The 21,810-nt window shown below is 68.8% G+C and carries 24 protein-coding genes, 1 tRNA gene and 1 pseudogene; 17 read left to right on the forward strand and 9 right to left on the reverse strand.

The features are described from left to right. The first annotated feature begins 76 nt into the window (after window positions 1–76). From ACFO8M_RS04255 to ACFO8M_RS04265, 3 genes are all read left to right on the forward strand, one after another. Entirely contained in the window at window positions 77–895 is an 819-nt protein-coding gene (locus ACFO8M_RS04255; protein WP_387970937.1) for an SGNH/GDSL hydrolase family protein, read from the forward strand. Between the two features lie 66 nt (window positions 896–961). After that, window positions 962–1,366 (forward strand): YchJ family protein, encoded by a 405-nt coding sequence (locus tag ACFO8M_RS04260; protein ID WP_387970940.1) that lies wholly within the window; start codon window positions 962–964, stop codon window positions 1,364–1,366. Between the two features lie 92 nt (window positions 1,367–1,458). Continuing rightward, window positions 1,459–2,028, forward strand: coding sequence for a TetR/AcrR family transcriptional regulator (locus tag ACFO8M_RS04265; RefSeq protein ID WP_387970942.1), 570 nt, complete (start codon window positions 1,459–1,461; stop codon window positions 2,026–2,028). On the opposite strand, the pseudogene ACFO8M_RS04270 reads toward ACFO8M_RS04265, so the two are convergent. Next, window positions 2,025–2,282 (reverse strand): annotated as a pseudogene (locus ACFO8M_RS04270) (theronine dehydrogenase); the annotation flags it as partial. The gene ACFO8M_RS04265 and the pseudogene ACFO8M_RS04270 overlap by 4 nt on opposite strands. A 1-nt stretch (window position 2,283) precedes the next feature. Here ACFO8M_RS04270 and ACFO8M_RS04275 point away from each other — a divergent pair. Continuing rightward, a complete protein-coding gene (locus ACFO8M_RS04275; RefSeq protein ID WP_387970945.1) occupies window positions 2,284–2,562 on the forward strand; it encodes a hypothetical protein in 279 nt (92 codons plus the stop codon). Window positions 2,563–2,611: 49 nt separating this feature from the next. Further along, the gene (locus ACFO8M_RS04280) at window positions 2,612–2,989 is read left to right on the forward strand and encodes a hypothetical protein (protein WP_387970948.1); all 378 of its coding nucleotides are present in this window, start codon (window positions 2,612–2,614) and stop codon (window positions 2,987–2,989) included. Between the two features lie 174 nt (window positions 2,990–3,163). On the opposite strand, the gene ACFO8M_RS04285 is transcribed toward ACFO8M_RS04280, so the two are convergent. Beyond that, on the reverse strand, window positions 3,164–3,511 hold the full coding sequence (locus ACFO8M_RS04285) for a hypothetical protein (RefSeq protein WP_387970951.1): 348 nt from the start codon (window positions 3,509–3,511) through the stop codon (window positions 3,164–3,166). Window positions 3,512–3,697: 186 nt separating this feature from the next. Between ACFO8M_RS04285 and ACFO8M_RS04290 the strand changes: the two genes are divergently transcribed. Next, window positions 3,698–4,273: a GNAT family N-acetyltransferase gene (locus ACFO8M_RS04290; RefSeq protein WP_387970954.1), complete on the forward strand. Its 576-nt coding sequence runs from the start codon at window positions 3,698–3,700 to the stop codon at window positions 4,271–4,273. Here ACFO8M_RS04290 and ACFO8M_RS04295 read toward each other — a convergent pair. Beyond that, window positions 4,263–4,574 carry a hypothetical protein gene (locus tag ACFO8M_RS04295; protein WP_387970957.1) on the reverse strand — a complete coding sequence of 104 codons (312 nt, stop codon included), beginning with the start codon at window positions 4,572–4,574 and terminating at the stop codon, window positions 4,263–4,265. The genes ACFO8M_RS04290 and ACFO8M_RS04295 overlap by 11 nt on opposite strands. A gap of 325 nt (window positions 4,575–4,899) precedes the next feature. On the opposite strand from ACFO8M_RS04295, the gene ACFO8M_RS04300 reads away from it, so the two are divergent. The 3 genes from ACFO8M_RS04300 to ACFO8M_RS04310 all read left to right on the forward strand — a co-directional run bounded on the left by ACFO8M_RS04300 (window position 4,900) and on the right by ACFO8M_RS04310 (window position 7,973). After that, the gene (locus tag ACFO8M_RS04300) at window positions 4,900–5,487 is read left to right on the forward strand and encodes a hypothetical protein (protein WP_387970960.1); all 588 of its coding nucleotides are present in this window, start codon (window positions 4,900–4,902) and stop codon (window positions 5,485–5,487) included. A 40-nt stretch (window positions 5,488–5,527) separates the two neighbouring features. Further along, entirely contained in the window at window positions 5,528–6,805 is a 1,278-nt protein-coding gene (locus tag ACFO8M_RS04305) for a glycoside hydrolase family 1 protein (protein ID WP_387970963.1), read from the forward strand. Window positions 6,806–6,971: 166 nt separating this feature from the next. Then, entirely contained in the window at window positions 6,972–7,973 is a 1,002-nt protein-coding gene (locus ACFO8M_RS04310) for a TerC/Alx family metal homeostasis membrane protein (RefSeq protein WP_387970967.1), read from the forward strand. 44 nt (window positions 7,974–8,017) lie between these two features. Here ACFO8M_RS04310 and ACFO8M_RS04315 read toward each other — a convergent pair whose 3' ends face one another. Together ACFO8M_RS04315 and ACFO8M_RS04320 are read right to left on the reverse strand one after the other, a co-directional pair. Next, on the reverse strand, window positions 8,018–9,130 hold the full coding sequence (locus ACFO8M_RS04315) for an MFS transporter (protein WP_387970970.1): 1,113 nt from the start codon (window positions 9,128–9,130) through the stop codon (window positions 8,018–8,020). Beyond that, window positions 9,120–9,746, reverse strand: a complete 627-nt coding sequence (locus tag ACFO8M_RS04320) for an HAD-IA family hydrolase (protein WP_387970973.1) — start codon at window positions 9,744–9,746, stop codon at window positions 9,120–9,122. Before ACFO8M_RS04320 ends, ACFO8M_RS04315 begins: the two co-directional genes overlap by 11 nt. A gap of 59 nt (window positions 9,747–9,805) precedes the next feature. On the opposite strand from ACFO8M_RS04320, the gene ACFO8M_RS04325 reads away from it, so the two are divergent. After that, the gene (locus ACFO8M_RS04325) at window positions 9,806–11,005 is read left to right on the forward strand and encodes an ROK family protein (protein WP_387970975.1); all 1,200 of its coding nucleotides are present in this window, start codon (window positions 9,806–9,808) and stop codon (window positions 11,003–11,005) included. On the opposite strand, the gene ACFO8M_RS04330 is transcribed toward ACFO8M_RS04325, so the two are convergent. From ACFO8M_RS04330 to ACFO8M_RS04345, 4 genes are all read right to left on the reverse strand, one after another. Then, window positions 11,002–12,210 carry an MFS transporter gene (locus tag ACFO8M_RS04330; protein ID WP_387970978.1) on the reverse strand — a complete coding sequence of 403 codons (1,209 nt, stop codon included), beginning with the start codon at window positions 12,208–12,210 and terminating at the stop codon, window positions 11,002–11,004. The two genes, ACFO8M_RS04325 and ACFO8M_RS04330, sit on opposite strands and share 4 nt — an antisense overlap. Before the next feature lie 124 nt (window positions 12,211–12,334). After that, complete coding sequence (locus ACFO8M_RS04335) at window positions 12,335–12,889, reverse strand: hemerythrin domain-containing protein (RefSeq protein ID WP_387970980.1); 555 nt, start codon at window positions 12,887–12,889, stop codon at window positions 12,335–12,337. Between the two features lie 146 nt (window positions 12,890–13,035). Then, a tRNA-Gly gene (locus ACFO8M_RS04340) sits at window positions 13,036–13,106 on the reverse strand. 42 nt (window positions 13,107–13,148) lie between these two features. Continuing rightward, window positions 13,149–13,817 (reverse strand): ThuA domain-containing protein, encoded by a 669-nt coding sequence (locus ACFO8M_RS04345; RefSeq protein WP_387970983.1) that lies wholly within the window; start codon window positions 13,815–13,817, stop codon window positions 13,149–13,151. A gap of 311 nt (window positions 13,818–14,128) precedes the next feature. Here ACFO8M_RS04345 and tig point away from each other — a divergent pair, with 311 nt between their 5' ends. The 7 genes from tig (at window position 14,129) to ACFO8M_RS04380 (ending at window position 21,809) form a co-directional block, all read left to right on the forward strand. Next, a complete protein-coding gene (gene tig / locus ACFO8M_RS04350; RefSeq protein WP_387970985.1) occupies window positions 14,129–15,529 on the forward strand; it encodes a trigger factor in 1,401 nt (466 codons plus the stop codon). 212 nt (window positions 15,530–15,741) lie between these two features. After that, on the forward strand, window positions 15,742–16,992 hold the full coding sequence (locus tag ACFO8M_RS04355; protein WP_387970988.1) for a hypothetical protein: 1,251 nt from the start codon (window positions 15,742–15,744) through the stop codon (window positions 16,990–16,992). Continuing rightward, complete coding sequence (locus ACFO8M_RS04360; RefSeq protein WP_387970991.1) at window positions 16,989–18,380, forward strand: ABC transporter substrate-binding protein; 1,392 nt, start codon at window positions 16,989–16,991, stop codon at window positions 18,378–18,380. The genes ACFO8M_RS04355 and ACFO8M_RS04360 overlap by 4 nt, the downstream gene beginning before the upstream one ends. Further along, window positions 18,381–19,250, forward strand: a complete 870-nt coding sequence (locus ACFO8M_RS04365; RefSeq protein WP_387970994.1) for a branched-chain amino acid ABC transporter permease — start codon at window positions 18,381–18,383, stop codon at window positions 19,248–19,250. Continuing rightward, window positions 19,251–20,285, forward strand: a complete 1,035-nt coding sequence (locus ACFO8M_RS04370) for a branched-chain amino acid ABC transporter permease (RefSeq protein WP_387970997.1) — start codon at window positions 19,251–19,253, stop codon at window positions 20,283–20,285. Next, window positions 20,282–21,115 (forward strand): ABC transporter ATP-binding protein, encoded by an 834-nt coding sequence (locus ACFO8M_RS04375; RefSeq protein WP_387970999.1) that lies wholly within the window; start codon window positions 20,282–20,284, stop codon window positions 21,113–21,115. The genes ACFO8M_RS04370 and ACFO8M_RS04375 overlap by 4 nt, the downstream gene beginning before the upstream one ends. Further along, on the forward strand, window positions 21,102–21,809 hold the full coding sequence (locus tag ACFO8M_RS04380; RefSeq protein WP_387971002.1) for an ABC transporter ATP-binding protein: 708 nt from the start codon (window positions 21,102–21,104) through the stop codon (window positions 21,807–21,809). The genes ACFO8M_RS04375 and ACFO8M_RS04380 overlap by 14 nt, the downstream gene beginning before the upstream one ends. The last annotated feature ends 1 nt before the right edge of the window (window position 21,810 follow it).

The following is a 21,810-nucleotide window of genomic DNA, read 5'->3' on the forward strand; positions in this document are numbered from 1 at the left end:
TGGTCGGTGCGCGACAATCGCCGGGCCCCTCACGGGGGCGCGCCTCCCGGGCCCGCCCGTCACGAGAAGGAGACCCATGTCCCGATACACCCGCAAGCGCGGCATGATCGCCCGCACCCTCGCTGTCGCGGCCGTCGCCGGCATCGGCGCCGCCGCCTTCGCCTCCCCGGCCTCGGCCCAGGGCTGGACGCCGCAGTACGTCGCCCTCGGCGACTCGTACGTCTCCGGCGTCGGCGCGGGCGACTACGCCGACGACGGCAGCGACTGCTACCGCTCCGCGAACGCCTACCCGCAGCTCGCGGCCGAAGCGATCGGCGCGGAGCTCTCGTTCGACGCCTGCTCCGGCGCGCGCGTCGAAGACGTCGTGGCCGAGCAGCTCGGCAGCCTCTCCTGGTGGACCCGCGAGGTCTCCATCGGGGTCGGCGGCAACGACGCCGGGTTCTCCTCGGTCCTCGGCGCGTGCGCCGGGACCGACACGGCCCTGTGCCAGGGCGCGGTCGCGAACGCGCAGGCGGTCATCACCGACTCGCTCCCGGCCGAGCTCGACGACCTGTACACCCAGGTCGAGGACCTGTCGCCGTGGGCGGACGTCACGATCGTCGGCAACCCGCGACTGTTCAACGGCACCAGCTGCTCCGGCACTCTGGCGATCACGCCGGCGGAGCAGGCGCTGCTGAACGAGACGGCCGACCTCCTGGCCGAGACCACGGCCGCGGTCGCCGAGGAGCACGACTTCGCGTTCGCCGACGTGCGCGACGCGTTCACCGGCCACGAGGTCTGCTCCGCGGACCCGTGGATCCTCGGTTACGTGGGCACGCTGGAGTCCTTCCACGCGAACGCCGCCGGCTACGCCGCGTACGCCGAGGTCGTCACGCCCTACCTCGAAGACTGCTAGATGACACGGGACCGGCCCGCGGGGACCACCCGCGGGCCGGTCCCGCGTCTGCGGCACAATCCCGTCATGCCCAGACGCTCACCCAAGTCGCGCCCGTGCCCGTGCGGCTCCGGCGCCGCGTTCAACGCCTGCTGCGGGCCGCTGCACGCGGGGACCGCGAAGGCTCCCACCGCCGAGGCCCTGATGCGATCGCGCTACAGCGCCTTCGCCCTCGGTGACGAGGCCTACCTCCTGCGCACCTGGCATCCCGAGACCCGCCCCGAACGGCTCGACCTCGGCACCGACGGCCGCCGCTTCACCGGCCTCGAGATCCTCGGGACCACCGGCGGCTCCCCGCTCCACACCCAAGGCACCGTTCGCTTCCGCGCCGACTACACCGACGCCGAAGGCCCTGGCTCCCAAACCGAGAACAGCGTCTTCGAACGCATAGGCGGCGCCTGGTACTACGTGGACGCCCTCGGCTTCGACTAGCGCCGACTGTCGAACGATTTGTCGATCGATTGCCCGGTGTCTAACCTCGTCGGGTGAGTTTCGATCCTCCGCAACCCGCCAAAGACCGCCGGGTGCGACGAACCCGCGCCGCCCTGCTGGGCGCCGCGATCGCGCTGATCAGCGCGCGCGGCACCGCGAACGTCCCGGTATCGGACATCGCCGATGCCGCCGGAGTGAGCCGACAACTCGTCTACCTCCACTACGGCGACCGCGACAACCTCCTCCTCGAAGCGGCCCTCGACCTGGCCCGCCGCGAACTCGCCGAACCCTTGGAGACCGCCCCAGGGGAGGCCGTCGGCCGCGTCCGCGCGCTCACGGTCGCCCGACATTTCGCCGCCCACCAGGGTTTCTACCGCGCGATGTTCACGACGGCGAGCGCGTTCGCGCTCAACCAGGTCGTCAGCGGCCTGCTCGCACCGCTGCGACGCGAATCCCTCCTCGCCCGCTTCGGCGAGACGCTCCCACCCCGAGAAGCCGACGACCTGGCCGTGTTCATCACCGGCGGCGGCACGGCCCTGCTGAGCGCCTGGCTCGACTCGGGGGAGGACCCGCTCGATCCTGAGGCGATGGCCGACCGCCTGCAGGCCATCGGCCGCATCCTCGACGCGGCCCTCGACGGCCTCGAATCCCCCTCGACCTAGTCGAAGGTCACCACGACCTTGTCGGCCGCGCCCGGAGTGGCGGCCACCTGCAACGCCTCTTCGGCGTCCTTGAAGGGGAAGGTGTCGCTGACGATGACGGCGAACTTCTCCCAGTTCTCGGCGATCTCCTGGGTGACCTGGAAGATCTCGTCCGGGTATCCCATCGAGAAGACGATGTTCACCTCGGCGTCGAGCAGGTCGCCGAAAGGCACCTCCACGGGCTTCTCGTGGACGGCGACGATCCCGAGGGTCGCCATGCTCGCCTACGCCTTCCTCACCACCGCCCGCGCCATTGAGACCACGGCAGTCGAGCCGGATATGATCCCGTTGACCTGCAACGAGATCTGGCACCTCATGGTCAGCGCAGGAATGCCGAACATTGGCTGGGAACATCGCCTCCGCTGGTCGGTCTTGGCGGGCCTCTCGCCGAGTCTCGGCGCCGCGAACGCACCAATCGAGAATCCAGAGCCACGCAGAAGCAACCGAGATCAACCGTTCCGGCCACTACGGTATTCGAACGCTGCTGCCCACTGAACCGAACGTGGCGACCTGCATTACTTCCGCAATCGAAGGGGGAACCGCCATGAAGCTGCACCGCGGAGGGATCAACCACTCCTATCTCGAAATAACCGGCAAAGAACTCCTGATCGGCGCTGCAGTAGCTGCGCTCGTGGTGGTCATGGTGATACTTGGGTTCAAATTGTCTGACAACGGCTCTCTGGTATACGACGGGCCCGCAACCTACGAGTCCCAAGAACAGGCCTGGCCAGAATACGGATGCTTCGCTGTTCCCGACATCAGCGAAGACCCGGTGTGCGGACCGTTCGCCCAGGTGCGAACCGGATCGCACACGGAGCTCGCCTTCGGTGAGGAGTACCTCGTCGAGGTTCACGAACTTGCCGACAGCAAGTACAGCTCGGGGGAACCTGTGTACATGTTCATCGTGAGCTCATCCGAGTAGCGTTCCGTGGCGCCTTCGGGGGCATGAATTCGGGTTGCTCTGGTAACGGAACAGCGTGCGCGACCTGGTGGTATTGGCCATAATTGCGGCGGCGTAGTCATGGGGCCGGGCGCGGGGCAGGTCGTAAGGCCGGTTCGTTGGACCCGGCCGTAAGGGTTGTTCGTGGCAGTTCGGTTACGGCAGTTCGGACCGGTGGGCAATGTCAGCAAGGGTGAGCCGTTTGCCGTAGCCGATGAGCCGCCAGTGGGCTCCGGTTGGGCGGGCTTCTACTGCAGTGGTGAGGGCGGTGGCGACCGGGAATTCCAGTGCCTCGCGGGCAGCACCGGCGTGGAAATGGTCTTCGCGGGCCCGGCTATGCAGGGTGAACAGGACGGTGCGGGACCTGCCGACGTCCAAGGGCCGGTAGTGGACAAGGGCCAAAAAAGCCTGGGCACCATCCGATGGGTGGTCGAGCAAGCCATCGCCCATCTCCACCAGTTCAAACGCCTCGCCGTCCGCTGGGACCGCCACCTGTTCATGCATCAGGGCTTCACCAAACTCGCTGCGAGCCTCATCTGCTGGAGACGACTGACCCACATCAGCTGAGGAGCACTCTATGAAATGTTCTTGTCCCGCTGCCCGGGGACCGCGCACAATCCTCGATGTGATCGCGCGGAGCTGAGGGCGAAGCCGCCCTGAGAACCTGACCCCTGATCGAGGAGCAACGACATGGACCACGGCATACGGCGATACCTGGCATCGGATGAGAGCGCCTGGCTGCGCTGCCGTGTCCTGTCGTTCTTGCACACCGCCTACTTCGACGACGTCCAGACCGCCAAGCCCGCCGCCCCGCCACCGGGGTTGGAGCTGGTCGCCGCCGACTCGAGCGGCGAGATCCGGGGCATCCTCGACATCACCATCGAAGGCGAATCGGCCACCATCGACACCATCGCAGTCCATCCCGACCACCAATCCCAAGGCATCGGCCACGCCCTCCTCCAGGAGGCGACCGACCGTCTTCTGGCACTGAAGGTCGCAACGCTGGATGCATGGACCAGGGACGACCCATCGACCTTGCGTTGGTACCGATCCAACGGGTTCTCCGAGACCGACCACTACCTGCACGTCTACGCCGACTACTACACCGACACAGCCGAACCGGACCGCGCCATCGCCGAACGACGATCGGGCCTGCGCCCGATTAAAGCCTTCCTCCACGCAAAGCTCGACGAGGAAGCGACGATCCGGAAACAGTTCGCACGCGTCCACGTCTGCCGACGCTTCACGCAGAACCTCAGCAGGTAACTCGAAACCAGTTCTTAGAGGTCGCCTCTTCGCCGAGACCCGCGAACGACGAAGGGGAGTCGTTCGGGGCGATAGCCTGCGGCTCGAACGGGAAGTCCTCCTTCGGCGGCTTCTCCGGCAGCAACTGATCGATTAGGGCCTCAAGGCGTTCCTCGGAATGCTGCTGCTTCAGGAGAATGTCCACCGAGTCGCACAAAGAAACCACGTTCTTCTTCGCGCAGTAGCGCATGTCTCCCAGAAGGAACGCGGAGACTGTCGATGACCAACGCCCGCCTGCGATTTGCATCTGCGACCAGATCACCGGTCAGCGATCGTGTGCCGCGTTCGGCGCAGTAGCCGGCGATCTGCGCGAACACCGGAGGAGCGTCCAGCGCGGCAAAGCCCGCCGTCGCAATCACGCCGATGGTCCCAGCGACGACATTCGCCTTGGAGGCCACCTTGGCGTCCGGAGTGTCGGGTGGCGGAAAGGCCGACATGCACCGACGCCGGCCACCTGAGAGGACGGTGCAGGTCGATGCCTGGTCGAGATTCGACCCGGCCCGCGTGGCTGGACCAAACTGCATACCGTTACCTCCTCTGCTGCATCGGTACGATGAACGCTGAGGGCCCGAACCCTAGGAGCGCAGATGGATGAAGCAGGACTCAAGTCGATCGCCATGCTCCTGCGCCACCGCAACGAGATCGACGCCCGCATCGCCGACATCGTCGGCCGCCCCGTGGTCCACGGGCACCTCTCCGACTGGATCGCCGCCCAGATCTTCGACATCGAACTCGAACCGGCCGCCAACAAGACCATCGACGGCCGGTTCCGCAGCGGCCCGCTCGCCGGCCGCACCGTGAACGTCAAGCACTACACCCGCAATGAGGGCCTGCTCGACATGACCGACTCCGATGAACTCGAGTACTACCTGGTCATGACCGGCCCGCGCAGCGCCCCCGTCCGATCCGCCGGGGCGCACCGGCCCTGGACCATCGACCACGTCCACCTCTTCGACGCCTTCGAGCTGACACAGGCGCTGCGCGCCTACATGCGCCGCATCGGCGTCGCCACCAGCGTCCGCGCCGAGCACTGGCACGCCTCCGAGATCTACCCCAAGAGCGCCAACCGGACCCTGCCGCTCACCCGCGACCAGCTCGCCGCCCTCAAAGGATTCAGCTCCGCCCCGGGAGAGTTACTCCTCGGTATTCCCTTGAGGGCCCGCCGATGTCTATGATGTGAGGGCACAAAACGGGGGAGAAACGGAGCATTCCCCCATGCGCATCTTCGGCCGACTCCTGGCCTGCCTGGTCGTGTTCACCTCCCTGCTCGCGGCCGCACCCGCCTCCGCCGCCGACGAGGTCGCGCCGCTTCCTGACGACTTCCTCTGGGGCGTCTCCTCATCCGGATTCCAATCCGAAGGCTCCAATCCCGACAGCAACTGGCTCCGCTACTCCCAGAACAAAGAGCACGTCGGGAACGCCGTCGACTTCCGCAACCGGTACGCCGAGGACATCGCGCTGGCCGCCGACATGGGCGTCGAGGTCTACCGCTTCGGCATCGAATGGGCCCGCGTCGAACCCGTGCCGGGGGAGTGGGACGAGGCTGAACTCGCCTACTACGACGACGTCGTCCAGCACGTCCTCGACGCCGGCATGACGCCGATGATCACCCTCAACCACTGGGTCCACCCCGGCTGGGTCGCCGACCAGGGCGGCTGGAAGAGCGACGAGACCCTGCGGGACTTCACCGCCTACACCGAGCGGATCGTCGACCGCTACGCCGACACCGGCGCCATGTGGGTCACCTTCAACGAGGCGACCCTGTACGTCTACCACGAGATCGACAACAAGGCCGCGACCTGGTTCGACGCTCCGTGGATCTTCGACCGACTCGCCAAGGCGCACAACGCGGCCTACGACCTCATCCACGCCGCGAACCCCGACGCGATGGTCACCTCCAACCTCGCGTTCATCCCCTTGTCGCCGTGGCTCTTCGACGCCGCGTTCATCGACAGGATCGCGGGGAAGCTCGACTTCGTCGGCATCGACTACTACATGGGCCTGAGCCTCGACAACCTCACCGCCGCCCGCGCCATCACCGGTGAACTCGCCGACGCCCAGCCCGACGGGATCTACTACGCCCTCCGCTACTACGGCGATAAGTTCCCCGATCTGCCGCTGTACATCGTCGAGAACGGCATGGCCACCCACGACAACGCCGAACGGCCCGACGGCCTGAGCCGCGCCGAGTTCATCGAGGACCACGTCTACTGGATCCAGCGCGCGGTCGAGGACGGCATCGACGTCATCGGCTACAACTACTGGTCCATCACCGACAACTACGAATGGGGCTCCTACACGCCGCGCTTCGGTCTGTACACCGTGGACGTCCTGAACGACCCCGACCTGGAACGCAAGCCCACCGACGGCGTCGGCGCCTACACCGACGTCATCTCGGGCGGCGGTGTTCCCGGCGACTACGAACCCGTCGTGCGCCAATCGATCTGCTCGCTCATCGCCCCGCCGCTGAGCTGCCTCGTCCCCGCGGCCTGACCGGAAACACCGAATCGCCGGCAGTGTGACCCCGGCCGTGCTTTGGTCGGGGTCACGGCCTTTCGGGGTACACGTGACCAACGCGATCGGGGGCCGTTAGGATGCGGGCACTTGCAGGGTGATGTCAGCCCTGCAGTCGTGATGATGGCAATCTGACGGAGGAAGCGTGCTCGATATCAGCCCACTCACTTGGGCAGTGACCATCGGTTTCATCATCGCCCTTCTGGCGGTGGACCTCATCCTGGCGGCACTGCGCCCCCACCACGTCGGGTTCAAAGAGGCCACGGCCTGGTCGGTCTTCTACATCGCCGTCGCGATCGGGTTCGGCATCTGGTTCGGCATGGCCCACGGGAACGCGGCCGGCACCGAGTACTTCGCCGGCTACATCATCGAGAAGAGCCTCTCGGTCGACAACCTCTTCGTGTTCGTCATCATCATGACCACGTTCGCGGTCCCCGACCACCACCAGCACAAGGTGCTCACCTTCGGCATCGTGCTCGCGCTCATCATGCGCGCCATCTTCATCGCCCTCGGCGCGGCCCTCATCAACTCGTTCTCGTTCATGTTCCTGCTGTTCGGCCTGCTGCTGGTCTACACGGCCGTGCAGCTCTTCCGGCACCGCGACGAGGACCCCGACATCGAATCGAACGTGATGGTCCGCGGCGCCCGCCGCTTCCTGCCCATCACCGCCGACTACGTCGACGGCAAGCTCGTCACCAAAGTGGACGGCAAGCGGCTCTTCACCCCGCTGTTCATCGTCCTCATCGCCATCGGCTCGGTCGACCTGCTCTTCGCGCTCGACTCCATCCCGGCCGTCTTCGGCGTCACGCAGGAGGCGTACGTCGTCTTCACCGCCAACGCCTTCGCACTGCTGGGCCTGCGCGCCCTCTTCTTCCTCGTCAAGGGCCTGCTCGACCGCCTCGTCTACCTCTCGACGGGCCTCTCGCTCATCCTGCTGTTCATCGGCGTCAAGCTGATCCTGCACTGGGCCCACGTCGACATCAACCCGTCGATCCCCGAGATCCCGACCCCGCTCAGCCTCGGCGTCGTCATCGGCATCCTCATCGTGGTCATCATCGCGAGCCTCATCAAGACCCGCCTGAGCCCCGAGGAGAAGGCCCACGCCGGTTCCCTCTCGGCCGCCAAGAAGAAGAACGAGGACGAGTAGACGCGATGAAGGGCCCCGAACCGGTGCGGTTCGGGGCCTCCTCGCTACCTGCGCCTCGACAAGAGCAGCAGCGCCACCATCAACGGAATGGGCAGCAGGAACGCCTCCCGCAACCCGATCCCCGCGTCGAGCAGGCCCAGCGCCGCCGGAGCCGTCAAGATCGCCGTCCCCGAAGCGAGCGACCCGATCGACGCCGAATGCCGATCCGACAGATCCGGCACGGACACCAAACGCCCCAACATGATCGGATACAGCGGCGCGATCCCCACACTCGCGACCGCGATCCCCGCAGTCACCGTGTACGGATCCTCTCCCAAGTAGACGATCACCGTCCCGGCCATCGTCAGGCCCGCCGCGGCGCCCACCGCCCACGACCGGTCCACGAACCGCGGCCCGACCAGCCGCCCCACCGCCATCCCGATCCCGAAACTCGCGCCCAGCGCCGACGCGACCCCAAGCGCCACACCGGTGTCCACCAGCCGGGCCACACCCCACACCACGAAGCAGAACTCGCACGCGACGCCCAGCACGATCCCCGACCAGCCCGACACGGCCGGACCGACCGGGATGCGCCCCTGCGCCGACGATCCGTCCTCGGGCCCCCGCACCGACCGATGCACCACCGCCGCGATCAGCACCGGGACCGGCACCAGGATCGCCCACCGACCCGGCAGGCCCATCGTCTCCAAGGCCCCGAACGCCAGCGGCGCGCACACCCCGGCCGCGCTGGCGACACCGACCGCCACCACCAGTCGCTTCGCCGCGCCCGGTCCCCGCAGCAGCGACGGCGTCGCCAATGCGATGACGGCGCAACCGAGCCCGACCAGCACCGAACCCGTCCCGGCCAGCGCCATCGCGGGCGACAACGCCATGGCGGCCGCGCCCAGCGCGATCCCCGCGCACGCGAGGCGCAGCACCCGGCCCGTGCCCGCGCGGAGCACGCTCGGGCCGGTGATCGCCGTCAGCACCAGGCCCACGCCGAACGTCATGGTGAGCCAGACGAGTTCGCCGCGCGGGCGTTCGAGTTCGGCGGCGATCCCGGCCAGATACGGGCCGAAGCTCGCCACGAGGTACCCGAGCCCGGCCTGCGCGAAGCCGACCACCCGGCCCACTTCGCGCGACGGGGCGTGGGCGACCTCGTGCTCCTTAACGGCCATCGGACACCAGCAGATCCGCGAGGTGCCCGAGGTCGTGCAGTTTGACGTCGGCGTCGAGGCCTCGCAGCGACGCGGTCATCGCGCCGGCGGCGCGTCCCGCCGCCAGGCCCGGCTCGGAGTCCTCGACCACGAGGCACTCGGCCGGGTCCACGCCGAGGGCCTTGGCCGCCAACAGGTACCCCTCGGGGTCGGGCTTGCCGCGCTCGACGTCCTCGAATGTGAACAGCAGCGCGGGGGCGATGCCCGCGGCCTTGAGGCGGGCTTTCGCCAGGCGGTCGTCGGCGCTGGTGACCACGGCCCAGGGCAGTCCGATCCGGTCCAGTTCGGCGAGCAGCCGCTCCGCACCGGGAGTGGGCACGACATCGGCCAGGTCTTCGTACTGGAACTCGAGCTGCCGCCCGGCGGCCACGGCCACTTGCGCTTCGTCGAGGTCCGGCCGCAGCTTGGCGGCGGTGGTCGAGGCCGGGTTGCCGTGCGCGTTCGCCAGAGCGAGCGCCGGGTCGACGCCGTACTCGACGGCCCAGGACGCCCACGCGCGTTCGACCGCGCCGTCGGAATCGACCAGTGTGCCGTCCATGTCGAGCAGGACGGCTTCGGGGTTGCTGTAGCTTCGCATGAAGCCCTCCGGGGTAGAAATAAACTCGTAACGCGAGGATAATTCCTGGAGGTCCCCGAGTGCAAGCCAGAACCCCTGCTCCCGCAGACGACTCGAGCGCCGAGCCCGCAAAGGTCGGCCGCGCCGAGGCCGCCCGCTGGAGCGGCGCGCTCGACCTGCTGAAACTCGTCCGATCCCGGCCCGGAGTCACCCGCGCCGAAGCCGCCCGCGCCCTCCATGTCGGCAGCGGCACCGCCACCGAGATCTCCGCCCGCCTCCGGGCCCTCGACCTGCTCGCCGAGGCGCCCGCCCCGCCCTCGGGCCGGGGCCGCCCCACGACCACCCTCCACGCCCACCCCGACGGACCGCTCGCCGCCGTGGTCGACCTCCGCTTCGCGGACTGGGTCGCCGCCATCGTCGATCTCGAAGGGACCCTGGTCGACTCGACCACCGGCCGCCACGCCTCCAAACGCCCCGAACGGGTCTTCGCCGACATCCGCTCCGCTCTAGGCACTCTCGCGGCACGGCACAGCGGTCGCGTGCAGGCCGTCTCGATCTCGGCGACGGGCACGGTGCGGCGCAACGCGATCGTCCAGTCCAGTGTGCTCGGATGGCGCGACCTCGAAGTCGAGCCACTGCTTCCCGGTGTGCCGCAAGCACTCGGCAATGACGCCACCCTGGCCGGACTGGCCGAGGCCCGGCTATCCCACCCGGGTCGGAGCGTCCTCTACCTCACCATCGAAGTCGGCATCGGCGGCATCTTCGTCGACGAGGGCCACGCCGTCACCGGCGCCACCGGCGCGGGCGGCGAATTCGGCCACGCCCCGCTGGGCGACCCGGCCGTGCCCTGCCCCTGCGGCGCCTACGGCTGCTGGGACGTGGCGGTCGACGGCCGCGCCGTGGCGCGACTGCTGGGCGAAGACGAGCCCGAGGACCCGCGCGCGTACCTCATCGAAGCCCTGGTGAACCCGGATTCCCGTGCGGCCGTCGAGGAATGCTCCGCCGTACTCGGACGCGGCACCGCCGGGCTGGTGAACATCCTCGACCCGGAGATCGTCTGTCTGGGCGGCCTCGCCCCGGAACTCCGCCGAGCCGCGACCGAGTCCTTTGTGTCCTCATACCGCGCCGGCCTCATGGGCTTCCGCCGCGACGACCCCCCGCGAGTGGTCCCATCCGCACTCGGCCCCGACGCCCCGCTCCTCGGCGCGGCCGAGGCCGCCTGGGACATGATCCTCACCGAGGGCGGCATCGCGGCCTGGACCGAGCAGCGCTCGGCCTAGACGGCAGCCTTCTCGCGTTCCCGGCGCGCCGGGTCGTACGCGGGCACCCATTTCGCGAGCCAGCCCGCGCCGAACCAGGTCACCAGGCCGAGCACGATCGCGGCCGCGCCGAGCGGGAAGGCGAGGGACACGAGGCTGATCAGGCCTGGGCCCGCGACGTTGCCGAGGTCGGCGCACAACCGCCACCCGCCGAGGAACTGGCGTCGACCCTCGTCGGGGGCGACGTCCGAGCCGAGCGTGAGCACGATCCCCGAGGAGATCCCGTTGCCCAGGCCCATGAAGCACGCGACGAGTCCGATCGCGACCGCGGTCCCGGACAGCGGCAGCAGTAGGAACCCGGCGCCCATGACGAGCATCGCGGGCAGCGCCACCCACATGCGCCCGAAGCGGTCCATGATCGCGCCGCCCGGGTAGAACAGCAGCATGTCGACCCCGGCCGAGATCCCGAAGATGATGCTCGTGGTGGTCGCGTCGAGCCCCTGGAACTCGGCCCAGAGCGGGATGACCGCCGTGCGGGAGGCGCGGGCGATCATGATGAGGAAGACGCCGACGCCGATCGTGGCAAGGACCTTCCGGTGCTCCGCCAGCACCGACCACATGCTGCGCTTCTCCGGCACGGTGGCCGATCTGGCGGCGGGCAGGTCCGGCAGCGCGAGGCTCAAGAGCCCGCCCGCGAGGCTCGTGGCCGCCGCGAACGCGTAGGTCGCCCCGAACGAGTACTGCTCGATGAGGAGCGCGCCCACGAACGGTCCGATGAACGAGCCGATCCGGAAGGTCCCGCCGAGCGTCGACATCGCCCGGGCCCTGAAGCCGACCGCCACGGCGTCGGAGAGGTAGGCGTGGCGGGCCAGTCCGAACACGGCCGAGGACAGCCCGATCACGAACACGGCCGCCGCCAGGACCGCGAGCGAACTCGTGCGCGAGGCCATGATGAGCGCGCCCGCTTCGAGGACGCACGCGGCCAGGAGGACCCGCTTCTCGCCGAAGCGCTGCGCGAGCGCCCCGGCCGGCAGATCGCCGACGAGTTGGCCGAAGCCGATGAGCCCCACGATGATCGCCGCCTGCGTCACCGTCGCGCCGAGGTCGAGGGCGGAGAGGGCGATGAGCGGGATGACCGCGCCCATGCCTATCGATATGAGGATCGTGGGCCCGTAGATCGGCAGGGCCAGGCGCCGCAGGCGGATCGACATATCGGGCTCGGACACGTTCGGAACGTATCAAGCAGCGGTGCTGAACCCTCACATCGCGGGATCGCGCTTGTGACGCATTCGGGCCGGGGCGCTGCAGCGCCCCGACCCATAAGTCAGATTCACAACTGCCGGGCCCGGGTCAGCCGGTCTTGGCCTTCAGCTTCTTGGCGAGCTCCGCCTTGCCCATGCTCGAGGCCCCGGTCAGGCCGACGTTGTGGGCCTGCCACTTGAGCTCTTCCTTCGTGGCCTCGCCAGGACGTTCGCCGAGGTGCTCGGCGCGGCTGGCCGCGAACGCCTCGCCCAGCTCCATGCGCCGCTGCTCGGAGAGGTGCTCCTTCATGTGGGGGAGCACGGTCGACTCCTCCTCCTCGACGTGATGGGTGACCGCGTCCTCCAGCTCGGCGAGCACCTCGCCGAACTGCGCCGACTCGGGATCGGTCTCGACCAGGCGCTTGAGCATCGCCTCGGCCTGGGTGTGCTCCTCCTGGCTGTGCGCCACCTCCTCGGTGTCGCCGGCCTCGTCCTTCGCGGCCGGGTAGACCGCAGACTCCTCGGCGCGGCTGTGCGCGATGAGCAGCGCCGACAGGACCGGGGCTGCCAGCGGGCGGGTGTCCGGGAACTCCCGCATCTTGTCGAACAGACGCTCCACTTCGCGGTGGTCCTGCATGATCAGATCGACGACATCGCTACTCATGGCCTTGCCCCCTCGTGCGTCGGTCGCCTCCTGGCGAGGCGAGCGGAACGGAAATACCCGCCATGTGCGGTTTTCATGCACCGCGCTCGCGGGCCTCGGAGACGACGAAAGCCCTCGGCCTGTCGGCCGAGGGCTTCGATGTGCTGAGCGGGTGACGGGAATCGAACCCGCGCAATCAGTTTGGAAGACTGAGACTCTACCATTGAGCTACACCCGCACGGCCCGCCGAAGCGGACGCAGACGAGTGTAGCGCATGCCCTCAGCGGGGCGGCAACACACTTCTGAGGCCGCCCTTGACGTGAGCGAGGAACACGTCGTCCTCGTAGGCCTCCGCGGAGTGGCCCAGCGCCGTATAGAAGCACTGTCCCGCCTCCAGGCGGCGGTGCCAGGCGATCGGGTGGGGGGCGCCCATCGCGAGGTCGGCGGTGTCGTAGGTGCCCTCGTCGACCTCCAGCAGCACCTCGACGTCCTTGGGCCGCTCGTCGAAGCTGTACCACTCGTCGGTCCACGACCAGCGCTCCGGCAGGTGCTCTGTCGAGGGGTGGTCGTGCTTCGCCACGTCGATCTCGCCGGGGGTGCAGCCGGGCGGGTGGCCGATGAAGCGGGCGCCCACGAGCTCGCGGAAGAACGGCCAGGACCGTTCGGCCGTCGAGGCCGCGTGGATGCCGCACCAGCCGCCGCCGCCCGTGACGTAGTCGGCCAGCGCCGCCCGTTCGAGCTCGTCGAGGATGTCGCCGGAGGGGGAGAGCCAGACGACGGCCTCGAACCGGGCGAGGTCGAGCGGGTTGTAGACCGCCGCGTCCTCGGTGTGCTCGGTCTCGTATCCCAGCTCGGCCGCGATCCGCTCGATCGCCTCGACGCCGGCCGGGATCGAATCGTGGCGGAAACCGGTGGTCTTGGTGAAGACGAGGATTGCGGGGGAAACCACGGCGTTCACTCCTGTTCGGGGTGCGGCATCGCGAAGCGGTGCCCGAGGGCGGGCTGTCCGACTCCTCCGGAGAACGATTGCAGAGCGTAGTCTAGGCGATCTCGGCATTGGCGGAACGGCCCGGCCGCAGTCGCCGCAACGGGTGACGAGCGGCGATATCGACCACACCCGCGAGGGCCCGCATGGCACGGCGGCCTAGACTCGTTCGGAGCGGGGGTCGATGCCGTGCTGCCGGTAGACCGAGGCGGCCGTGGCAACCCTCCGCGCCGACGCAAGGCAATTCAAAGAATTTCTGATCGAGGAGTACGTCTGTGAAGAGCACTGTCGAGACCCTGAGCCCGACCAGGGTGCGGCTGTCGGTCGAGGTGCCGTTCGAGGAGCTGGCGCCGTTCATCAACGAGGCGTACAAGACGGTCGGGCAGCAGGTCCGCGTCCCCGGGTTCCGTCCCGGCAAGGCGCCCCGTCAGGTCATCGACCAGCGCATCGGCCGCGAGTCGGTCTACGCGCAGGCGATGGACCCCGCCGTGCAGGCCAACCTCAACAAGGCCGTCACCGAGAACGACGTCAACGCGCTGGGCCGCCCCGAGCTGACCGAGGTCAAGCCGATCGAAGAGGGCAAGCCCTTCGAGTTCGTCGTCGAGACCGACGTGACCCCCGCGTTCGAGCTCCCGGACTTCGCTTCGCTGAAGGTCACCGTCGAGGCCGAGGGTGTCACCGAGGAGGACGTGGACAAGGACCTCGAGTCCCAGCGTCTGCGCTTCTCGTCGCTGAAGACCGTCGAGCGCGCCGCGGCCGAGGGCGACTTCGTCGTCATCGACCTGCTGGCCACCCAGAACGGCGAAGAGGTCGAGGGCGGCTCCGTCACCGGCATGAGCCACGAGGTCGGCTCGGGCAACCTGCTCGACGGCCTGGACGAGGCCCTCATCGGCATGAGCGCCGGCGACGAGAAGACCATCGAGTCCACCCTCGCGGGTGAGCAGGAGGGCGAGAACGCCGAGGTCGCGGTGAAGGTCACCCAGGTCAAGGAGCGCGAGCTCCCCGAGCTGGACGACGACTTCGCCGAGATGGCGAGCCAGTTCGACACCCTCGCCGAACTGCGCGACTCGACCCGTGAGCGCCTGGAGAACCAGGCCCGCACCGGCAAGGCCAACGACGCCCGCCAGAAGACCCTCGAGGCGCTGGTCGAGGCCATCGACCTGCCGCTGCCGGAGAAGGTCGTCGCCGAGGACGTCGAGCACGAGATCATGCACATGAAGGGCGGCCACGACGGCGAGACCGCCGAGGCCATCGCGCAGTTCGACGAGTACCTGAAGCTCATGGGCAAGACGGAGGAGGAGTTCAAGGCCGACATGGTCGCCGACTCCGAGGCCCGCCTGCGCCAGTCGATCATCCTGGGCAAGATCGCCCGCGAGCGCGAGCTCGAGGTCTCCGGCGAGCTCATGACCGCCGAGGTCGTGCGCCAGGCCCAGCAGCGCGGCGTCCCGCAGGACCAGTTCCAGAAGTTCGTGGACGAGCTGCGCACCAACGGCGGCCTCCAGCAGGTCGCGGCCTCGCTGCGCCAGCAGCTGGCCCTCGAAGAGGTCGTCAAGGAGGCCACGATCGTGGACGCCTCCGGCACCGAGCTCACCGAGGAGGACCTCTTCCCGGGCCGCAAGGCCGCCGCCGAGGCCGACGCCGAGGTGGAAGAGGAAGAGGAGAAGACCGAGGAGTAATTCCTCGTACGCTTTTCGAAAGGGGCCCACCGCATTCGCGGTGGGCCCCTTTCGTTTGCTCGGAATGGGAGCGCTTTGCCCTGGCTGCTCCCGAAATTTATGCTACTCACGGGTAGAGACGATCGTCACTATGACCTATGGTGTGTATCTAAACCCATCAATGACATGACGCAGGCCATGTTCTGCGCGACACCGTCTCGGGAGTGCCCCCTATGATCCCCCGACACCTTTCACCGGGTTCGATTTCGCTCTATGCCAGTGCGGCGCTGGCGTTCACGATCCTCGCCTGGCCCGCCCCGGCTGCGGCGCAGGACGAGCCCTCCGGCGAGGACTCAAGTTCGACAGAGCTGCAATACGACTATGGCGTCGACGGCGTCTCCTGGTATTGGAGCCGCCAGATCGACGAGACGCTCGAACTCGGCTCGGTCTCGCAGCAGGTCGAGTGGCCCAATCCGCAGTCGGCGACGACGATGCCCGTCGCCGTCGAGCTGGGCGAGAACACCAAGATCGCCGCCCTCAGCTTCAACCTCGCCGAACGCGGCGTCACCGAGGGCTCCCAGATCACCGACTTCAAGCTCACCGTGGCCGAGGGCGACGACGCGGGCGACTCGCCCACGTTCAACCCCACCGGCAAGCTGGTGCAGGCCTGCCCGATCACCGAGGCGTGGACCACGGGCGAGGCCGAGATGTGGGACGTCCAGCCGCCCGTGGGCGACGGCTGCGTCGTCGGCGAGCGCGCCGAGCCCGACCCCGCGGAGGTCGCCGACGCGGAGGCGCTGATCGCCGCGACCCAGGAGGCGATCGAGAACGGCGGCACCACCGAGACGCCCGCGGTCGAGGTCCCGCTCCCCACTTGGACGTTCGACCTGACCGACCTCGCGAAGGACTGGGGCCAGGACCCGTTCGCGAACTACGGCGTCATGTTCATGCCCGTCATGGACGAGGCCACCCCGGTCGACACGTGGCAGGTCAACCTCAAGCTCCCGCTGCGCGACGACACGCAGACCCCGGTGAACGAATACGACGCCACCGCCTACCGGCTCGCCGCGACCTTCGCGTTCACGCCCGGCGAAGCCCCCGACGACGGCGCGACCGATCCCGGCGACGGCACGACCGGCGGCGGCAGCTCGGGCGGCAGCAGCGGTGGTTCGGGCGGCGGCGGCGGCTCCGGCGGCGAAGCCGAGGAGCCCGCCGCGGAGGAGTCCGCCTCCGGCGAGGAGCTGGCCCCGGCCGCTTACGAACCCCTCGAGCCGAAGGCCCCCTGGTACGTGTGGACCCTCATCCCCGCCGCGCTCGTCGGCGCCTACCTACTGCACTCGGCGCTGGGCGCTTCCGGCGCGACGGCCGGCGGCGGCGGCGCGATCGACCGCATCCGCGCCCACAACCTCGACAAGCGCGGCTGGGCCATGCCGGTCCCGGCCGGCCTCTGGCAGAAGCTCACCGGACGAGGGGACCGCTCATGACGCACGGTCTTCAGAAGCATGGTCTCCAGAAGCGCGGCCGAACCACATTGGCGCTCTTGGCGGGCGCCCTGCTCGTCCTCCCCGCGTGCGGCCAGTTCGCCGGCGTGCACGACGACTTCGTCGCCCAAGGCGGCGAGAACTCCGGCCTCGAAGGGACCGACGGCACCGGTACCGAAGGCACCGAGAGCACCGACGGCACCGACGCCTCCGGGGACGGCGGCGGCGCGGGCGGCGACTCCGGCGGTGGCGGCGGAGGCGGCGGCAATGACAACGGCAACGCCGGAAACGGCGACACGACCGGCGTCACGGCCGACACCATCACCATCGGCATCCACGCGCCCCTGACCGGCGCGGCCCCGCTCAAGCAGGAGTCCTTCGAGACCGGCAAGGACCTCTACTGGCAGTACGGCAACGGCGGCGGCCCGGTCGAGATCCACGGCCGCACCGTCGAGACCGTGTTCGCCGACGACCAGTACCGGCCCTCCACGGCCCGCCAGGTCTGCCAGACCATGGCCGAGGAGCAGAAGGCGTTCATGCTGCTCGGGGCGGGCGGCACTGACCAGATCCAGGCCTGCGCCCAGTACGCGGCGGGCGAGGACGTCCCTTATCTGTCCACAGGGGTCACCGAGACCGGCATGGGCTCGCTCGACACCTACTTCGCGGCCTCGATGACCTACAAGCAGCAGACGCCGATCCTCGCCGACTACATCAAGAACGAACTGGGCGTCACCGACGCCTCCAAGGTCGCCGCGGTCGTCACGAACACCCCGAACTTCGACGACGCCGTGGAGGGCTTCACCGGCGCCTTCGACGGCGTCGACGTCTTCCGGCCCGACAAGAACGAGCGCGGCTCCTCCGCCGCCGGGAACCTGTGCACCGGCACCGTCAAGAACTACGACGTGGTCTTCGTGCTCACCAGCCCCACGTTCTACCTGGAGATGGCCGCCGCCTCCGGCTGCCGCCCCCAGTACGTGGGCGTCGGCGTCAGCATGGGCCTCGACCAGGTCGCGAGCACCGGCTGCAGCGCCGCCGGCTCCACCGAGGGCGCCCGCTTCTTCAACCCGACGCCGGCCTTCGCCGACGCGGGGGACTACGACGCCGACTTCCTCGCCGCGGCCGACGCCGCCGGGATCGAGGCCGACGACGTCACCTGGATGATGTGGGGCCAGTCCAAAGTGCTCCACCAGATGCTCGACAAGGCGGGGCCGGACCTCGACCGCGGGCTCTTCCTCGATGCCGTTGCGGGCCAGAAGTTCTCGACCGGGGTCTTCCCCGATCTCGACTACGGCGACGACCCGTTCGGCGCCACACAGGTGAGCGTGCTGCGCAACGTCTGCGACGGCGGCGGCCATTACGAGACCGACTTCGCCTTCGTGAACGGGTTCTAGATGGGCGCCTTCCTTGCACTGGGCCTCTTCCAAGGCGCGGTCTACGGCCTCCTGGCCGTCGGCATCGTCCTGGTCTACAAGGCCAAACGCGTCTTCAACTTCGCCCAAGGCGAATTCGGCGGCGTCGCCGCGTTCACCGCCTTCGCGATCGTCGTCGGCGCCGGCCTGCCCTACTGGGTCGGCGTCGTCGGCGGCCTCGCGGCGGCGGTCGCCATGGGCCTCATCGTCGAACGCGTCATCGTCCGACCACTGGAGTCCTCCTCGCGGACGATCATGCTCGTGGCGCTGGTCGGCGTCGCGCTCTTCACGATCGCCATCATCGTCCTCATCGGACAACCGATCCCGCGCGTGATGCCGCCCCTGATCCAAGGCGGCGGCGTCAACATCCTCGGCGCGGGCATCCTTCCGCAGCAGCTGATCCTGATGGCCGTCCTGGCGGTCCTCGCGGCGGCGATGGCCTGGTTCTTCAAGACCGACCTCGGCCTCGCAGTCCTCGCGTCCTCACAGGACACCCGTGCCGCGCAAGTGGTCGGCATCAGCCCGGTCGCCGTCTCCCGCCTCGTGTGGGGCATGGCCTCGCTCCTCGGCGGCATCGCCGGGCTCCTCTACGCGCCCGTCGGGATCTTCACGCCCGGATTCATGACCCTCACCATGCTCGTCCCCGCCTTCGCGGCGGCCGTCCTCGGCGGCATGACGAGCCTGCCGGGCGCCTTCATCGGCGGCCTCGCCATCGGCGTCGTCCAGAACCTCGGCATCTACTACCTCGGACAGCAGCTGAAGGTCCCCGGAGCCGCCGAACTCGGCGTCTTCGCCCTCCTCATGCTCGTCCTCCTCATCCGACCCCAAGGCCTGCTAGGGAAGGAGGCATAGATGGCCACCGCAACCATGGTCCTCACCCGCGTGAAAGTCCAGCGCCGCTTCGGCCTCGCCCTCCGCATCACGGTCGTCATCGCCCTCCTCGCGCTCGCCTCGCTCCCGCTCCTGCTGGGCGGCGACGTCTGGGCGCAGCGCATCAGCCGCGCCGCGATCTATGCGATCATCGGCCTCTCGATCAACACGCTCACCGGGCACGCCGGGCAGATCTCGTTGGGCCACCAGGCTTTCGTGGGCATCGGCGCGTTCTCGGCCGCGTTCATGGCCTCCCGCCTCGGCGCACCGCTCGGCTTCGGCCTCGCCGCAGCGGCGGTCGCCGGAGCGCTCACCGCCGCCGTCATCGGCCTCGTCGCCCTGCGCGTCACCGGCCTCTACCTCGCCCTCGTCACCCTCGCCTTCGGACTCACCGCCGAGACCACCATCTTCAACTGGCGCGAGTTCACCGGCGGCGGCGCGGGCGCCTTCGCGCCCAGGCCCGAGGTGCTCACCTCCGACCACGCCTTCGCGCTGCTGTGCCTCGGTGTGCTCGGACTCGTCCTGTACCTGGACTGGCGGCTCGTCTCGACCAAAGCCGGACGCGCACTGGCCGCCGTCCGCAACAACGAGCAGATCGCCTCCACCCTGGGCGTCAACGTCACGGGCTACAAGCTCGCCGCGTTCAGCCTCTCCGGCCTGGTCGCCGGGCTCGCGGGCGGCCTCTTCGCGCACTGGAACCAGATCGTCCAGGCCATGGACTTCGAATTCCAGGTCGCGCTGGTGTGGGTCCTCATGACCGTCGTCGGCGGCCTCCGCTCCCGGCTCGGCGTGATCCTCGCTTCGGCGTTCTTCGCGTTGCTGCCCTTGACACTCCCGAACTTCCTAGCGGGGCTCCCGTGGCAGCCGCCGTTCCTCAACGAGGCGGTCTACCACGTGCTGCCGCCGTTCATCGTGGTCGTGATGCTCCTGATCGTGCTGCGGTTCTTCCCCGGAGGCTTCGGCCAACTGCTCCGCCCGGCGACCAACTGGCTCAGCGGAAAGAAGAGGAAGCCATGAAGCGCCGCCAGATCCTCAAAGTGGAAGGCCTGATGCTCCGCTTCGGCGGCCTCCAGGTCCTCAACGACCTCTCCCTCTCGGTCCGCGAAGGCCAGATCGTGGGCCTCATCGGCCCCAACGGCGCGGGCAAGACCTCGTGCTTCAACTGCCTCACCGGGATCTACCAGCCCCAAGGCGGCCGGGTCTTCTTCGACGGACGCGACGTCTCCCACCTGCCGACCCACCGCCGCGCCCGCCACGGCATGGCCCGCACCTGGCAGAACCTCGGCGTCATCGACACCCTCACGGTCACCGAGAACATCATGCTGGCCCAGCACCAGCGCAGCGGCTACTCGGCGCTGGCCGGCATGCTCGGCCTCGCCGGAACCTGGCACCGCGAGCGCGAACTGCGCCGCGACGCCGCCGAGATCGTCGAGTACTTCGGCCTCGAGGACGTCGCCGACGAACGCACCGGCGAACTGCCCTACGGCGTGCGCAAGACCTGCGACATGGCCATGGCCCTCGCCTCCGACCCGAAGATGCTGCTGCTCGACGAGCCCGCCTCGGGCCTCAGTCCCGAAGAGGCCCTGGGGCTCGGCGACACCCTCCGGGAACTGCGCGACCGCCTGAAGCTCACCATCCTCATGATCGAGCACCACGTGCCGCTCGTGGCGGAGGTCTGCGACTACGTCTACGTGCTCAACTTCGGCGAACTGCTCACCGAGGGCAAGCCTGAGGCGATCCAACGACACCCCGAGGTCATCGCCGCTTACCTTGGCGGCGTTGCGGAGTCCACCGAACCGCCCGAGTGGCCCCTGAAGCCCGAAGGAGCCTCCCATGGCACTGCTTGAGGTCGAGAACCTGCGCGCCGGCTACGGCTCGGTGCCGGTGCTCCACGGCGTGAGCCTGGACGTCGACGAGGGCTCGAACGCGGTCCTGCTGGGGCTCAACGGCGCCGGAAAGAGCACCACGCTCATGACCCTCGCCGGGCTGCTCCCGGTCACGGGCGGCGAGATCCGCTACGACGGCAAGCCGCTCACCGGCTCGCCCGGTGCGCGGGTCCGCGCCGGGATCGTGCTCGTTCCCGAAGGCCGCCATGTGTTCCCGGCCCTCACGGTGAAGCAGAACCTGCGCCTGGGCGCGTGGACGATCCGCCGCGACGCCCGCAGGCTCCGCAAGAATCTGCTGGAGGTCTACCAGATCTTCCCCCGCCTTGAAGAACGCGCCGACCAGACGGCCGGGACCCTCTCCGGCGGCGAGCAGCAGATGCTCGCCATCGGCCGGGGCCTGATGAGCTCGCCGCGCCTCCTCCTCATCGACGAGGCGTCACTCGGCTTGTCGCCCAAGCTCACCGAGCAGGTCTTCGCGGCGGTGAAGCTCATCAACCAGCGCGGTGTCACCGTGCTCATGGTCGAGCAGAACGCCGGCGTCCTCGCCCAGGCCGACACCGCGTTCGTCATGCAGCAGGGCCGCGTCACCATCACCGGCTCGGGCAGTCAGACCATCGAGGACGACGTCGTCCGCGCCGCCTACTTCGGCACCTGAC

Source organism: Glycomyces rhizosphaerae (assembly GCF_042647865.1).
GTDB classification, from domain to species: Bacteria; Actinomycetota; Actinomycetes; order Mycobacteriales; family Micromonosporaceae; genus Glycomyces; species Glycomyces rhizosphaerae.